Below are 15199 nucleotides of genomic sequence, written 5' to 3'. Positions count from 1 at the left end.
CATACGGCGCGAGAGACTCTCCCGCATGGCCGTCGAGATCGTCTACGAGACACATTCGCTGACCGAGGACAACGAGAAGCTCATCGCGACCGGCTGGCTGCCGGGCACACTCTCCGAACGGGGCCGCAAGCTCGCCGCCGAGCTCGGCGACCGGCGCCGGGACACCGGGCTCGCGGCCGTGTTCGTCTCCGACCTGCACCGGGCCGTCGAGACAGCGGAGATCGCCTTCGCCGGCACCGACGTCCCCATCCACCAGGACCCACGGCTGCGCGAGTGCGACTACGGCGAGCTGAACGGCTGCCCGGTCGACGTCCTCGCGCCCCTGCGCGCGCGCCACATCGACGACCCCTACCCCGGCGGCCAGAGCTACCGCCAGGTCATCGCGGCCACCGGCGAGTTCCTGCACGACCTGGCCACCGGCTGGGACGGCCGGCGCGTCCTGCTGATCTCCCATTCGGCCAACAAATGGGCGCTCGACTGCCTGCTGGCCGGGGCCGCCATCGAGAACCTCGTCGACGCCCCCTTCGGCTGGCGGGAGGGCTGGCACTACACCCTGCCCGCCTCGTTCACGTTCAGCCCGGCATGAGCCCGCGCATCCCGCGCGCGACCGTCTCGACGTTGCCTCGGCCCTTGCCCCAGTCCACCAGCGTGAGCCACAACCGGGGGTTGCTGGACACCACGACGTCGGTCATCCCCTCGACCGGCCAGAGCTCGATCCTGACCCGCTCGCCCCAGCTCTGCCAGCTCATGCCCGTCCACGCCTCGACCACCAGCGGGTTCTCCGCGCGCACCCGCCGCGCGGAGAGCTCGCGCAGCGCCGCGACCGCCAGCTCCCTGGCCTCGGCAGAGTCCGCCGCCAGCCGGAACGTCAGCCGCTGTCGTGGAACGAACCGACCGCCGCCCACCCGCCGCAGCGCGGCCGCCGCCATCGCCAACGCCACGCCCAGGACCAGCCCGACCATCACATCCCCCACCTGCCCCCGATACCAGTGGTGCACGACCAGGCCGGCGACCACCGCGGTGCCGACGATGATCGCGAGGTACGTCCACACCGGGTGCTCCCGCCCGACGGGCCGAGGCTCGCCGCAGTGCCAAGGCTCCGCGCTCGGCCCGTCGGACATCCCCAACCACCCCCGGTAGGTCATCATCGGCTCGGTCCCCGCCTCTGGTCATGATGATCGCCGGGAGCGCGAAACGGTTGTGTTAACTTCTCGCGACGGCCGGACGCTCGGGCGTATCGATCAACGACGCTCCAGCATCGCCGTCGCGATGGCGACCTGGGTCGGGTCCATTTTCGTCCCGCCGTCCTCGATGTCCCACAGGGTGTTCTGCAGCACCCGCCCGAGCGTCCACCCCCTGGCCCGCTGCCGGTCCAGGCCGAGCGCCTCGGTCAGCTGGTCGAAGCGGCGCAGCACCGCGCCGCGCACGTCGCCGGTCGCGACCACCTCGTCCCACCTGTTGTGCAGCGCCGGCATCAGCTCGAAACACGGGTCGCCGGCCAGCGGCACCGGGTCGATCGCCAGCCAGGGTTCGCGCTCGGCGGCGAGCACGTTCTCGTAGTGCAGGTCCCAGTGCAGCAGCCGGTCGCCGGGCTCGCCGACCAGTTCGGCCACGGCGGACGCGCAGGCCCGCGCCAGCCGCCGCTGCGCCGGGTCGGACAGCGTGGGCACCGCGTGCGGCACCTGGTCGAGCATGGCGGCGGCGATGTCGCCCAGCCGGCGCAGGCCCGGCGGCGCCGGCACCGCGACCAGGCGCGCGAGCAGCCCGGCGAGGATCCGCAGCGCCTCGGTGTCGTCGGCCACGGCGGTCAGCGGGCGGGTCTCGTCCAGCCGTTCCAGCAGGATGGTGCCGGTGTCCGGGTCGTGGTCGAGCACCCGCACGATGCCGTCGCCGTCCCAGGTCAGCAGGCCGAGCGCGACGCCTTCGGTCTCGTCGGTGACGCGTTGCAGCTTGAGCGCGGCGGGCACGCCGTCCGCCCTGGTCACCGGCAACACCAGCGAGGCCATGCCGTGCCAGGTGGGGCCTTCCGGGCGCAGCTGCCAGCGGTCCAGGAACTCGGCCGCCTGCCTCGGCAGCGCGGCGATCCAGTCGCGGCCGCCGTCCTTGTCGTGCAGCTCGGCCAGCTCGGCGGGGACGTCGATGGACGTGCTCATATGAGGAGATCTCCTTCGTGGCTGTCGTGTTCGGGGTCGATGGCACGAAGGAGACGACGGGGGTGCCCGGCTGCCGGGCAGGCGTCAACGCATGGCTCCACCCTAACCTCAGGCGATGGCCGCCGAGACAGTGCACGTGACGGTGTGGGACGAGACCGGGGGTGCCGGTGCGCCGGCCGTCTTCGCGCACAACATCTTCACCTGGGGAGACGACGACGCGTACGGGTTCGCCGCGCAGCGCCCGCTGGCGGACCGGTACCGGCTGCTGCTGGTGGACCGCCGGGGGCACGGAGGTGCCGGTGCCGCTGGCCGCGTTGCGCGACGCCGGCGTGGCGAGCCTGGTGATCCGAGGCACCTGGCGCGACCCGGAGCTGTACCGCCGCAACGTCGGCGAGGCGCTGGTGGCCTGCGCGGACGCGGTGGCCGACGCCCTCGGCGCCCGCCTGCTGGCCGTGCCCGGCTACTACCCGCACACCCAGCGGCCCGCCGAGGTCAACGCCGCGCTGCGCGAGCTGTGGGGCCAGCCCCGGTGAGCCGGGCGCGCAGCCGGTTGTCCACCGCGAGGGCGCCGGGGCCGGCCCAGAGCAGGTAGGCCATGAACACGAACAACACCACTGTCAGCGGGGTCATCTCCGGGAAGAACCGCACGTTGGCGACGGTCGCGCCGATCATCACCAGGCCCAGCCCGAACGCCACCAGCCGGGTGCCCAGCCCGACCAGCAACAGCAGCGCCCCGCCCATCTCGAGCACCCCGAGCGCCAGCGGCAGCAGCGGCGTGGCCGGGTAGCCGAAGCCGGCCATGCCCCGCGTCGCCATGTCGAGGTCGACGAACTTGGCCAGCGCGGCCGGGGCGAACACCACCGCGCTGAGCACCCTGACGACGGTCCCGACCGCCGCCGCCCGGCCGCCGACCCGGTTGCGGAAGAACTCTGTAGCGAAGCTGCTCATGTCTGGGTTCGACGGCGTGGCGAACCCGAACTCACCGGGTCCGACCGACGATGTGATCTGAGTCACACACGTCAAGAACCGGCCGCGCGCTCCGACCACCGGGTGAGGCCGTCACCGGGCGGTCAGGGAGGAGCGCGGGGCGTGAAGTACCTGCTGTTGGTCTACGGCGGCGCGCACGAGGGCGTCGAGCCGACCGAGGAGATCATCGACTCCGGCGAGCTGATCGACCACGCCCCGGTGGCCGACCCGATCAACGCCACGACCGTGCGGGTGCGCGACCGGGCCGTGACCACCGCGGCCGGGCCGTACCTGGAGTCCGGGGAGCGCCTGGCCGGCTACCTCGTGGTCGACTGCGACGGGGCCGAGCAGGCGATCGCGATCGCCGCCCGGCTCCCGGCCGCCGGCACCGGCGCCGTGGAGGTCCGCCCGCTCATGGGCTCGAACGGCATGGAGATGTAGCGCCCCTTCCGGGGGCCGCTCGCACGGGTGGTCTGTGTTGTCTGGGGCCGCGAAGTCCGCACATAGTCGGCCTGCTGTGACAAACGGGGTGAACGTGACGTAGCCGGGGAGTCCAGATGCGCACGCTGATGACCGGTCTCCGGGCCACGACGGCCGCCGCGGCGGGGGTGGCGGTCACAGCGGTCGCGGTGGTAGCGGTGTTCGTGGGGTTCGTGGGGTGCAGCACGGCCCCGCCGGTCACCGGGCCGCCGAAGGCCCCACCGGCCGCGCCGCCGGGCGAGTCGCCCGGCCAGGGTGGCACGGCGGCCACCGAGTCCGGCTACGAGCAGGTGGTGCGCGACGTGCTGCCGTCCGTCGTGCAGATCACCAGCGACAGCGGGCTCGGGTCCGGGGTGGTGTACGACGACAAGGGCCACATCGTCACCAATGCGCACGTCGTGGGCACCGACACCCGCTTCCAGGTCACCTTCGCCACCGGCACCACGCCGACGCCGGCCACGCTGGTCGCCAGCTATCCCCCCGACGACCTCGCGGTGATCAAGGTGGACGGGCCGGTGCCGGTGCGGCCGGCCACCTTCGGCGACTCCAGCAAGCTCGCGGTCGGGCAGCTGGTGCTCGCGATGGGCAACCCGCTCGGGCTGTCCAGCAGCGTGGCCGACGGGATCGTCTCGGCGGTCGGGCGCACCGTCACCGAGCCGCGCAGCCAGGCCTCCCCGGGCGGCACCAGCATCGCCGACATGGTCCAGACCTCGGCGGCGATCAACCCGGGCAACAGCGGCGGCGCGCTGGTCGACATGAACCGCAACGTAATCGGCATCCCCACCCTGGCCGCCACCGACGCGCAGCTGGGCGGCGCCGCGCCGGGGATCGGGTTCGCCATCTCCAGCAACACCGTCAGGCGGATCGCCGACCAGATCATCGCCGACGGCAAGGTGACCAACTCCGGCCGCGCCGCCCTCGGCGTGGTCGCCCGCACGGTGATCGACTTCGCCGACCGGCTCACCGGCGCCGGCGTGGTCGAGGTGCTGCCCGGCGGCGGCGCCCAGAAGGCCGGCCTGCGCGCCGGCGACATCATCACCAAGGTCGCGAACACCGAGACCCGCACGATCGTCGACCTGAACAAGGCGCTGGCCTCGGTCAAGCCCGGCGACCAGGTCCCGGTGGCGTTCGTCAGGGACGGCCGGCCCCAGGCGGTCAACGTCACCCTCGGCCAGCTGTGAGGAGCCCTTCATGACACTGACCAAGGACTCGCACGTCTGGATGGTCGGCGGCGGCATCGCGACCATGTCCTCGGCCGCGTTCCTGATCCGCGACGCCGGCATCCCGGGCGAGCACATCCACTTCCTCGAACAGCTCGACGTCACCGGCGGGTCCATGGACGGCGCCCGCTCCCCCGTCCCCGCCGAGCAGAAGCTCCCGGCCTACGTCACCCGGGGCGGGCGGATGTTCGAGGAGGAGGCCTACCAGTGCCTGTGGAACCTGCTGGACACGATCCCGAGCCTGGAGGACCCGTCACGCTCGGTGCTGGCCGAGTTCCGCGAGTTCTACCCGGCGCTGCCGCCGCACTCCAGGGCACGGATCGTCAACCCTGACCGCACCATCGCCGACGCGTCCGAGCTGGGCTTCCGGCCGCGCGACCGGGTGGCGCTGCTGCGGCTGCTGGCGCTGCCGGAGCGGGTCATCGGCGCGCGCCGGATCACAGACTTCTTCGACGAGGAGTTCTTCTCCAGCCATTTCTGGACGCTGTGGCGCACCACCTTCGCGTTCCAGAGCTGGCACAGCGCGATCGAGCTGAAACGCTACTTCCTGCGGTTCACCCAGGAGTTCGACCGGATCGACACCCTGGCCGGCGTGCGGCGCAGCGTCTACAACCAGTACGACTCGGTGATCAGGCCGATCGAGGCCTGGCTCACCGACCGGGGCGTGGACGTGCGCTTCGGCACCCGGGTGGAGGACGTCGACTTCGCCGGCGACACCGGCTCCCGGCGGGTGACCGCGCTGCACATCCGGGACGCGAACGGCCCGTCCGTGATCGAGCTGGGCGCCGGCGACCACGCGATCGTGACGCTCGGCTCGATGACCGCCGACACCGACTACGCCGGCGACGACACCACCACCGAGCTGATCCTGGACAAGCGCGACGCGAGCTGGACCCTCTGGGAGAAGCTCGCGCGAAAGTTCGACGACTTCGGCCGGCCGGAGCGGTTCTACGGGCCGGTGGAGGAGACGAAGTGGAAGTCGTTCACGCTGACCATGCACGCCCCCGACCTGCTGGACGCGATCGAGCAGTACACCGGCAACCCGCCGGGCGAGGGCAACCTGATGACCTGGCACCGGTCGAGCTGGCTGCTCTCGATCGTCGTGCCGCACCAGCCGCACTTCCGTGACCAGCTCGCCGGCACGTCCACGCTGTGGGGCTACGCGCTGTTCAGCGACACTCCCGGCGACCACACCGGCAAGACGATCGAGCGGTCGACCGGCGCCGAGATCCTCGACGAGCTGCTCGGTCACCTGGGTTTCGACGAGCGGGTCAACGCCCGCACCCGGGAAACCACCACCGTCACCCACGTCCAGATGCCCTACATCGACGCCCAGTTCCAGCCGCGCGAGCCCGGCGACCGCCCGCCGGTGGTGCCGCCGGGCGCGGAGAACTTCGCCTTCGTCGGCCAGTTCGTGGAGATCCCCGAGGACGTCGTGTTCACCGTGGAGTACTCCGCGCACGCCGGGATGATCGCCGCGTACACCCTCGCCGGCGTGGACAAGCCGATCCCGCCGATCTACCACGCACTGTCCGACCCGGCCGTGGCGTGGCGCGCGATGCGCACCCTGCTCACCGACGAGGCGCACGGCGAGGACCCCACCCTCGCCGCCGCCCACGACGGCCCCTGGATCAACCGCTGATCAACCGCTGACCCGGCGGAAGAAGCCTCGGATGTCGTCGACGAGCAGGTCGGGGGCGTCCTGGGTGGCCCAGTGGCTGCCGCGCTCGTACTCGTTCCAGGACACGATGTTGCGGTGGTCGCGCTCGGCGAAGCGGCGCAGCGGGGTGAAGTCGAACGCGAAGCTGGCCAGGCCGGTCGGGGCGGTGGTCGGCTCGCTCGGGTGCTCGGCGTGGTGGTCCTCGTAGTAGAACCGCGCGGACGAGGCGGCCGTGTTGGTCAGCCAGTACAGGGTGGCGTTGGTGAGCACGTGGTCGTCGTCGGTGCCGGAGAGCAGCTGGGCGCTCCAGGCGAGCTGGCCGGTCGGCGAGTCGGCCAGGGCGTGCGCCAGGTTCTGCGGGGCGGTCTGCTGGAGCTTGGCGTAGGCGGACATGTTGTCGTCGAAGTACTTGAGAAATTGCACCTGCTCCAGCTCGCTCGGCGTGAGCCCGTCGAACTCGGCCGGGTCGCCGGACGGGAACGAGAACAGCTGCGTGACGTGCACGCCGATCACGTGCTCGGGGTCGACGCGGCCCAGCTCCGGGGCGACGTAGGAACCGGCGTCGTTGCCGTGCGCGCCGTACCGCCCGTACCCGAGCCGGCGCATCAGCTCGGCCCACGCCCGGGCGGTGCGGTAGCGGTTCCAGCCGTTCTCGCGGGTGTGCCCGGAGAAGCCGAAGCCCGGCAGCGACGGGATCACCAGGTGGAACGCGTCGGTGAGCGGGCCGATCACGTTCAGGTACTCGAACACGGAGTTGGGCCAGCCGTGGGTGAGGATCAGCGGGGTGGCGTCCGGCTCGGGCGAGCGCACGTGCAGGAAGTGGATGTTCTGCCCGTCGATCTCCGTGGTGAACTGCGGGTACTCGTTGAGCTTCGCCTCCCACTCGCGCCAGTCGTAGCCGTCGCGCCAGCGCGCCACCAGCCGTTGCACGTACTCCAGCGGCACCCCGTACTCCCAGCCCGGCCGGACCGGGCCCTTCTGGATCCCGTCGGTGACCTGGTCGGCCGGCAGCTCGTTCGCCCAGCGGACCCGGGCCAGCCGGTCGGCGAGGTCGTCGAGGTCGGCCTGGGGGACGTCGACGCGGAACGGCGTGATCTCGGTGTTGTTTCCCATGACCTCGACGCTACGGGCCTATTAGGAAGGTTTCGTTCCTGTAGCGCTGGCATTCTCGCAAGGGTGATGGAGACTTCGGCCCGGCTGCTGCACCTGCTGTCGCTGCTGCAGGCACCCCGGGACTGGACGGGTCCGGAGCTGGCCGCCCGCCTGGAGGTCAGCACCCGGACGGTCCGCAAGGACGTCGAGCGGCTGCGCGCGCTGGGCTACCCGGTGCACGGCACCCGGGGCAACGTCGGCGGGTACCGGCTCGGCGCCGGCGCCCGGCTGCCGCCGCTGCTGCTGGACGACGAGGAGGCCGTCGCCGTCGCGATCGGCCTGCGCACCGCGGCCGGCGGCACCATCGCCGGCGTCGAGGAGACCTCGCTGCGCGCGCTGACCAAGCTGGAGCGGCTGCTGCCGTCCCGGCTGCGCCGGCGGGTGAACGCGCTGCAGACCCACACCGTGCCGGTGCCCCGCGACGAGCCCGGACCACGGGTCGCCGCCGAGACGCTGACCGCGCTGGCCGCCGCCTGCCGCGACCACCAGCGGCTGCGCCTGGACTACCGGGGCCACGACGGCGCCGCGAGCGTGCGCGAGGTGGAGCCGTACCGGCTGGTGAACTGGGGTCGGCGCTGGTACCTGGTGGCGTGGGACCTGGACCGCGCGGACTGGCGGACGTTCCGGGTCGACCGGCTCGTCCCGCGCGCCCCGGCCGGCCCCCGGTTCGCCCCGCGCCAGCCGCCGGAGGACGTGGTCGAGCGGGTGATGCGCGGGGTGTCCTCGGCGGCGTGGCGCTACCGGGCCTCGGTGACCGTGCACGCGGCGGCGGAGGTCGTCGGCGAGCGGATCAACGCCGCGGTGGGCACCGTGCGGGCGGTGGACGCGGACACCTGCGTCCTGCACACCGGCGCGGACAGCGTGCAGGCCCTCGCGGTGCACCTCGGGCTGCTCGGCGTCGACTTCACCGTCGAGGATCCGCCCGAGCTGGTCGAGCAGCTGCGCACCCTGGCCGAGCGCTACCGCAACGCCATCCGCACGCCGAGCGAGAACCGAGGGCACAATTCGCGACCATGACGTTCACCAAATGATTTCGCTCCGGAGTCGACGCGAGGTTAGCCTGACCGCGGATTCGGGAGCTCCCTGATATGTCAGGGAGCGTGGCGAACATACCGTCAGGTGGCGTGACAATTGCTTTTTCGAGACAGGCGCGACCCATGTACGTTCGGGTAATCGGCGCCGCCGCGGCGATGGCCGTCGTATTCGCTGTCGGCACCGCGTGTACCGGATCGACCCCCGGATCGACCAATGACACCGGGCTGGCCAAGTACTACGACCAGCACATCACATGGAGCCCATGCTCCGGCTTCACTCCCGACGGCCCCCAGCTCGGTCCCGATATCGAATGCGCCCGGGTGCTGGTGCCGATCGATTACGATCTGCCTTCCGGCCCGACGGCGCAGGTCGCGATTTCCCGGCACCGCGCGCGCGGCGACCGGATCGGGTCGGTGGTACTCAATCCCGGCGGGCCGGGCACGCTCGGCCTGCGCACGGCCACCCTCGGTGCCAAGGCACTCGGCGACCGGTTCGACGTGGTCGGCTTCGATCCGCGCGGATCGGGCGCGTCCACCCCTCGGATCCAGTGCCTCACCCCCGAGGAGAACGCGGCGATGCGCCCCGACGACATCGAAACCGATTGGACCCCGGCCGGAGTCGACGCAACCGAACGCAACAACCGGGACTACGTCGCCAAATGCATCCAACGCACGGGTACGCAACTCCTGGGGCGCCTAGGAACCCGGGAGACCGCCCGGGATCTCGACCTCATCCGCGCCGTCCTCGGCGATCCGAAACTGACCTATGTTGGCTACTCCTACGGCACGCGGCTCGGTGCCGCCTACGCGCAGGCGTTTCCGGACCGGGTTCGTGCCATGGTGCTCGACAGCGGTGAGCCGCTGGACGGCCCGGTGATCGACATGGCGAAGTACTACGGCAGCATGCAGCGCGCCTTCGACGCCTACGCCGCCGACTGCGCCCGCCACCGCGACTGCCCGGTGGGCACCGACCCTCGGCAGGCCACGCGCGTCCTGCACACGATCCTCAGACCGCTGCTCACCCGACCGGTTCCGGCCGGCGACCGGCCGTTGACCGCCGGCGAGGCGCTGCAAGGCGTCCTGGACGGGCTCTACAGCCCATCCGGCTGGCCGGGAATCACAACAGGACTGCGCCAACTCCGCTCCGGCCACGGTGACGCGCTGCGTGCCACCGTCGAACGATTCGACACCACCGAGGACCTCACGCTGGAGAACGCGACACTCTGCCTCGACGGCCCGCGCATCCCCAACCGCGCCGAGGTGGCAACCCAACAACAACGAATATTCGCCGCCGCCCCGTTCCTCGCCATCGGCGGCTTCCACGGCCAGGCTCCGCTCGACAGATGCGCTTTCTGGCCCGCCCCGCCCACCAGCACACCACACACATTCGACGTATCGAACCTGCCGCCGTTCGTTGTCGTCGCCGCCACCGACGACCCCGCCGCCACCTACGACGGCAACCGACTGCTCGCCAACCAGCTCCACAGCCCGCTGATCACCCACCACGGCAAACAACACGGCGTCTTCCTCGTCGGCGACGCGCCCTGCGTCGACGCACCCGTCCTGCACTATCTCACCACCCTGACCCCACCCCCCGGCGGAATCGACTGCCGCTGACGACGGCGGCGCTTAGGCTTTCGGCATGGCTGACGTCCATTTCTACTTCGACCCGACCTGCCCGTTCGCCTGGCTGACCAGCAAGTGGGTCCGGATCGTGCAGGCCCGACGGGACTACTCGGTGGACTGGCGGTTCATCTCGCTGCGGCTGCTCAACGCGCACATCGACTACGACACGCACTTCCCGCCGGAGTACACCGCCAGCCACACCGCCGGGCTGCGGCTGCTCCGGGTCGCCGCGCGCGCCCGCGCCGAGCACGGCCGCGATGCCGTCGGCCCGCTCTACGCGGCGATGGGCGCGCACGTCTTCGAGAGCGGGTTCGTGCCCGACGAGGCGGAGGCCGTCGGCCGGCGCGGCACGCGGGAGTTCGTCCTGCCGGTCCTGGAGCAGGCCGGCCTGCCCGCCGAGCTGGCCGACGCCCTGGACGACACCTCCTGGGACGCCGAGCTACAGGCCGAGACCGACGAGGCCCTGTCGCTGACCGGCAAGGACGTCGGCACCCCGATCCTGCACTTCGGCCCGCCGGACGGGGTGGCGTTCTTCGGCCCGGTGATCAGCCGCCTGCCCGACGAGGAGCGGTCGGTCGAGCTGTGGGACCACGTCGTCGGGCTGGCCGGCTTCCCCGGCTTCGCCGAGCTCAAGCGCAGCCTGCGCGAGCTGCCCCAGCTCCCCTCCTTCGGTGTCGACACCGGCGAGGTGGGTGTGCAGCAGGACTGGCACGGCGGCAGCCGCCGCCTCAAGAAGTAGGGCTCAGGCCAGCTCCACCGCGTAGACGGCGCCGTCGCGGGTGCTCTCCTGAGCGGGCCCGGAGCCGAAGAAGACGGCGCCACCGGCGGTCATCGGGGTCGAGAAGGACAGCGAACCGCCCTCGGCGTCCGTCCCGTCGAGCGGCACGTCCCAGCGCTCGTCGCCGGTGCCGGTGGAGCGCGCGGTCAGCACCACCCTCGGGGCGGACCGCTCGATGCGCCGCTGGACGGCGTAGAGGGTGTCGTCCAGCGCGGCCGGCACGGTGTCGAGGCTCGCGAAGCCGCCAACCGGCGCGTCGGGCACCCGCCAGCGCGCCTGTCCGGTGTTCGCGTCCCAGGCGGTGAGCGTGGAGCCGCCGCTGTGGTAGACGGTGTGGTCGGCGGCGACCAGCCCGCCCGTGAAGCCGTCCTCGAGCGGGCTGCGCCAGAGCTCCACCCCCGAGCGTGCGCCCCAGGCCGCCACGGCGCCGTCGGCCAGGCCGAAGACCTTGCCGTCGGTGACCGCGACCCTGCGCCGCCAGCCCCCTCGCCACAGGAGTTGCCACAGCGGGATGCCGGTCGCGCCGTTCAGGGTCACCAGGGTGGCGTCGAACGCCAGGTGCACCAGGCCGTCGGCCGCCACCGTCGGGGTGTCGGCGTGGCTGTCGTCGGCCGGAAACGGGTACCGCCACCGCACGTCGCCGCGCGACGGGTCGTACCCGACGGCGGTGTACACGTTGTGCTCGTAGATCACCCCGACCGGGGTGTCCCCGCTCGCCGAGGTGATCCTCGCGAACTCCTTGTCCCAGCGCAGCCGCCCGGTGCCCGCGTCAAGCGCATAGGCGTAGGTGCCGTCGTCGAAGTAGACGGTGCCGCCGACGGGGATCGGCCGCCTCGGAACGTGCCGGGTGGTGAACGTCCACAGTTGACGGCCGGTGGCCGCGTCCAGCGCGTAGACGGCGCTGTCCTGGGCCGACGCGTACACCACGCGGTCGGTGACGGCCACGTGGTCCACCCCCGCCCCGAGCGGGGCCTTCCAGCGCAGCCGGCCGGCGGCCGGGCCGGCCGCGAACGGGTCGGGGCTCGTGGTGCCGGCCGCCCACGCCACTGCCGCGACGACGGCCGCGCCGGCCCCGAGGGTGAGCCCGCCCAGCAGCGCCCTCCGGTCGAGCCGGCGCGGCCCCGAGGTGGACAGCCCATCGATGCGCGCGGCGGTCACCGGCGGCGGCCACGGCGCCCGACCGGCGCCGGGCAGCCGGGCGAGCCGGCCGGCCAGCGCGGCGGCGGTGGGCCGGGCGGCCGGGTCCTTGGCCAGGCACGCCCGCGCCAGCAGCCGCAGCCACTCCGGCGCCTCGGCCAGCTCCGGCTCCTGGTCGCAGACCCGCCGCAGCATCGCAACCGGGTTGCTCGCGGTGCCGAACGGGCCGACCCCGGTCGCGGCGTGGACCAGCACGGACGCCAGCGAGAACAGGTCCGAGGCCGGGCCCACCTCGGCGCCGAGCGCCTGCTCGGGCGACATGTAGGCGGGCGTGCCCAGCACCAGGCCGGTCTGGGTCACGGCGGCGTCGTCGACGGCCCTGGCCAGGCCGAAGTCGATGAGCTTGGGGGCATCGGCGCCGAGCAGCACGTTCGACGGCTTCAGGTCGCGGTGCACAACCCCGAGCGGGTGCAGCTCGGCCAGCGCCCCGGCCAGCCGGGCGGCGAGCGCGGCCACCTCGATCCCCGGCAGCGGGCCGGCCGAGGACACCGCGTGCTCCAGCGACGGCCCGGCGACGTACTCGGTGGCCAGCCACGGCCTCGGCCCCGAGGCATCGGCGTCGATCACGGCCGAGGCCCACGGGGCGTCGATCGCCCGCACCGTGGCGACCTCGCGCGCGAACCGCTCGCGGAACCGCTCCTGTGCGGCGAGCGCCCGGTGCACCACCTTCACCGCCGCCAGCCGGCCGCCGCCCCGGCCCAGGAACACCTCCCCCATGCCGCCCGCGCCCAGCCGCCCGAGCAGCCGGTACGGGCCGACCGCCGTCGGGTCGGACGGGCGCAGCGGCGCCACCTGTGCCCCGACGCTCATGCCGACCTCACCGCCTGCACGGTCGGGCTGCTGATCCCGGCCAGGTACACGGTGCCGGCGCGGGCGGCGAGGTAGTTGATCCCGGTCAGCTCGGCGCCCGTCCGGTACCGCCAGCGGGTGGCCCCGGTCGCCAGGTCGAACGCGTAGACCCGGCCGTTCGTGGAGTTGCCGGTGAAGGCGGTCCCGCCGTCGGCGGCCGGCGTCAGGTTCGCCGTGCCGGCACCGGCGGCCTGGTCCGGCCGCGCCCACCGCTCGGTGCCGGTGTCCAGCTCCAGCGCATGGATCCGCTCGTCGCGGCCGGACATCAGGACGACCCCGCCCGCGACCACCGGAACCGAGTTCCGCCCGAGCACCCGGTCGCCGTCGACCTTCCATCGCGGCGCACCGGTCGCGGCGTCGACGCAGACCACCCCGAGCAGCCAGCTGGTCTGCACCACGAGGCCCCCGGACACGGCGAGGTAGCTGGAGTACTCCGCGCCGGTGCCGCGGCGCCACAGCGGCGCACCGGTGGCCCTGTCGAGCGCCTCGATGTCCGCGTCGGAGGTGACGAACACTCGGCCGCCCTCCGCCCGGGGCGAGCCGGCGAACCGCCGTGCCACCAGGTGGGTCCAGCGGACCTGCCCGGTCGCGGAATCCAGCGCGACGACCCTGTTGGCCGCCGTGGCATAGGCCACGTCCTCGGCCGCCGCGACCCGCACGCCAACCACTGCCTCGTACGGCGGGATGTACCCCATGTGGGTTGCCCAACGCCGCTGTCCGGTCGCCGCGTCCAGCGCCACCACGCTGCCCCCGGTCGACACGTACACCACATCCGGGTTCGCGCTCAGCGTGACCTCACTGCCCAGCCGCCCGGTGCCGTCCAGAATGACGTTGTGCAGCCAGCGTTGCCGTCCGGTGGCGGCGTCCAGCCCGGTGACGGTGGCCCCGGCCCCGACGAACACCGTGTCGCCGGCCACCTCCAGGGCGCTGACCCGGTCGATGGCCCGGAACGTCCACAGCGCGCCCGTACCGGGCGGCGGCGAGGGCAGGGGCACGACCTCAGGGCGGACGACCTCGATACGGGGGACGACCTCGGCACGGGGGGCGAGCGCGGCGGCGACCAGGCCGGCGAGCGCCGTCCCACCGACGCCGGTGAGCACCGCCCTGCGACCGAGCGGCCGCCGCGGCCGTGCCTCCGGTGTCCCCGGTGCCCCCGGTGCCGGCGGCACGGCGGGCAGCGGCGGCGCCGTCATCAGCCGGGCCAGCTCCGGCGGCGGCCAGCCCTCCTCGGTGCCCTGGTGAGCGGCCAGCAGGTCGGCCAGCTCGTCGGCGCCGACCCGGTCCGACGGCGCCTTCGCCAGGCATCGTTGCAGCGGCTCGCGGAGGTCGTCGGGGACGCCGGCCAGGTCCGGCTCGTCGTCGATGACCCGGCGCATCAGCACGACGGGGTTGCCGGCCTCGCCGAACGGGCCGCGCCCGGTGATGGCGTAGGCGAGCACGGCGGCCAGCGAGAACACGTCGCCGGCCGGCCCCACCTCCTCGCCGAGGGCCTGCTCCGGGGACATGAACCCCGGCGGGCCCAGCACCGTCCCGGTCTGGGTGATCGCCGTCGCGTCGAGGGCGCGCGCGATGCCGAAGTCGATCAGGCGCGGGCCACCGGCGGTGAGCAGCACGTTGGACGGCTTGAGGTCCCGATGCACCACGCCCCGGGCGTGCAACCGGGCCAGCGCGCCGGCCAGCCGGACGCCCGTCACGGCAGCGATCCCGGGCGGCAGCGGGCCCCCGACCTCCACCGCCCGGTCCAGCGACGGCCCGGCGACGAACTCGGTCGCCAGCCAGGGCACCGGGGCGGCCGGGTCGGCGTCCAGCACGGCGGCAACCCAGGGGCCACCGACGGCCCACGCGGTGGTGACCTCCCTGGCGAACCGGACCCGGAACCGGGCGTCGCCGGCCAGCGCGGTGTGCACCATCTTCACCGCGGCCAGCCGGCCGTCCTCGCGGCTGCCCAGGAACACCTCCCCCATACCGCCGGAACCCAGCCGGCCGAGCAGCCGGTACGGACCCACCCCAGCCGGATCGCCGGCGCGCAATGACTCCACGCCGTACTCGACCCCGCCGCCGGCCCCGCGGTTGGGGGCCACGGC

The 15199-nt window shown here is 73.1% G+C and carries 14 protein-coding genes; 8 read left to right on the top strand and 6 right to left on the bottom strand.

Annotated elements, in window-relative coordinates; genetic code table 11:
* Positions 1 to 25: 25 nt before the first annotated feature.
* A complete protein-coding gene (locus N912_RS0112060; RefSeq protein ID WP_028922625.1) occupies positions 26 to 586 on the top strand; it encodes a histidine phosphatase family protein in 561 nt (186 codons plus the stop codon).
* Here the strand turns inward: N912_RS0112060 and N912_RS0112055 are convergent.
* Together N912_RS0112055 and N912_RS0112050 are read right to left on the bottom strand one after the other, a co-directional pair.
* Complete coding sequence (locus tag N912_RS0112055) at positions 573 to 1121, bottom strand: hypothetical protein (protein ID WP_156993459.1); 549 nt, start codon at positions 1119 to 1121, stop codon at positions 573 to 575. The genes N912_RS0112060 and N912_RS0112055 overlap by 14 nt on opposite strands.
* Before the next feature lie 120 nt (positions 1122 to 1241).
* Positions 1242 to 2153: an aminoglycoside phosphotransferase family protein gene (locus N912_RS0112050; RefSeq protein ID WP_028922623.1), complete on the bottom strand. Its 912-nt coding sequence runs from the start codon at positions 2151 to 2153 to the stop codon at positions 1242 to 1244.
* 299 nt (positions 2154 to 2452) lie between these two features.
* Here N912_RS0112050 and N912_RS65135 point away from each other — a divergent pair, with 299 nt between their 5' ends.
* Positions 2453 to 2686 carry a hypothetical protein gene (locus N912_RS65135; RefSeq protein ID WP_211261217.1) on the top strand — a complete coding sequence of 78 codons (234 nt, stop codon included), beginning with the start codon at positions 2453 to 2455 and terminating at the stop codon, positions 2684 to 2686.
* Here N912_RS65135 and N912_RS60225 read toward each other — a convergent pair.
* Positions 2646 to 3101: a DoxX family protein gene (locus tag N912_RS60225; RefSeq protein WP_051580080.1), complete on the bottom strand. Its 456-nt coding sequence runs from the start codon at positions 3099 to 3101 to the stop codon at positions 2646 to 2648. The genes N912_RS65135 and N912_RS60225 overlap by 41 nt on opposite strands.
* Before the next feature lie 141 nt (positions 3102 to 3242).
* Here N912_RS60225 and N912_RS51350 point away from each other — a divergent pair, with 141 nt between their 5' ends.
* From N912_RS51350 to N912_RS51345, 3 genes are all read left to right on the top strand, one after another.
* Positions 3243 to 3560, top strand: a complete 318-nt coding sequence (locus N912_RS51350; RefSeq protein ID WP_051580079.1) for a YciI family protein — start codon at positions 3243 to 3245, stop codon at positions 3558 to 3560.
* Positions 3561 to 3676: 116 nt separating this feature from the next.
* Positions 3677 to 4780: a S1C family serine protease gene (locus tag N912_RS0112030; protein ID WP_051580078.1), complete on the top strand. Its 1104-nt coding sequence runs from the start codon at positions 3677 to 3679 to the stop codon at positions 4778 to 4780.
* 10 nt (positions 4781 to 4790) lie between these two features.
* Positions 4791 to 6461: an oleate hydratase gene (locus N912_RS51345; protein WP_051580077.1), complete on the top strand. Its 1671-nt coding sequence runs from the start codon at positions 4791 to 4793 to the stop codon at positions 6459 to 6461.
* On the opposite strand, the gene N912_RS0112020 is transcribed toward N912_RS51345, so the two are convergent.
* Positions 6462 to 7592: an epoxide hydrolase family protein gene (locus tag N912_RS0112020; RefSeq protein WP_028922620.1), complete on the bottom strand. Its 1131-nt coding sequence runs from the start codon at positions 7590 to 7592 to the stop codon at positions 6462 to 6464.
* 63 nt (positions 7593 to 7655) lie between these two features.
* On the opposite strand from N912_RS0112020, the gene N912_RS0112015 reads away from it, so the two are divergent.
* The 3 genes from N912_RS0112015 (at position 7656) to N912_RS0112005 (ending at position 11030) form a co-directional block, all read left to right on the top strand.
* A complete protein-coding gene (locus tag N912_RS0112015) occupies positions 7656 to 8648 on the top strand; it encodes a helix-turn-helix transcriptional regulator (RefSeq protein WP_028922619.1) in 993 nt (330 codons plus the stop codon).
* Between the two features lie 140 nt (positions 8649 to 8788).
* Complete coding sequence (locus tag N912_RS0112010; RefSeq protein WP_028922618.1) at positions 8789 to 10282, top strand: alpha/beta fold hydrolase; 1494 nt, start codon at positions 8789 to 8791, stop codon at positions 10280 to 10282.
* 25 nt (positions 10283 to 10307) lie between these two features.
* Positions 10308 to 11030: a mycothiol-dependent nitroreductase Rv2466c family protein gene (locus N912_RS0112005; protein WP_028922617.1), complete on the top strand. Its 723-nt coding sequence runs from the start codon at positions 10308 to 10310 to the stop codon at positions 11028 to 11030.
* Positions 11031 to 11033: 3 nt separating this feature from the next.
* Here N912_RS0112005 and N912_RS64505 read toward each other — a convergent pair whose 3' ends face one another.
* The gene (locus N912_RS64505; RefSeq protein WP_051580075.1) at positions 11034 to 13076 is read right to left on the bottom strand and encodes a serine/threonine-protein kinase; all 2043 of its coding nucleotides are present in this window, start codon (positions 13074 to 13076) and stop codon (positions 11034 to 11036) included.
* Complete coding sequence (locus N912_RS60215; protein WP_051580074.1) at positions 13073 to 15196, bottom strand: serine/threonine-protein kinase; 2124 nt, start codon at positions 15194 to 15196, stop codon at positions 13073 to 13075. Before N912_RS60215 ends, N912_RS64505 begins: the two co-directional genes overlap by 4 nt.
* Positions 15197 to 15199 lie beyond the last annotated feature (3 nt).

This window comes from Actinospineispora acaciae DSM 45401 (assembly GCF_000620785.1).
GTDB lineage: Bacteria > Actinomycetota > Actinomycetes > Mycobacteriales > Pseudonocardiaceae > Pseudonocardia > Pseudonocardia acaciae.
This window is presented reverse-complemented; position numbering and strand designations above follow the sequence as displayed.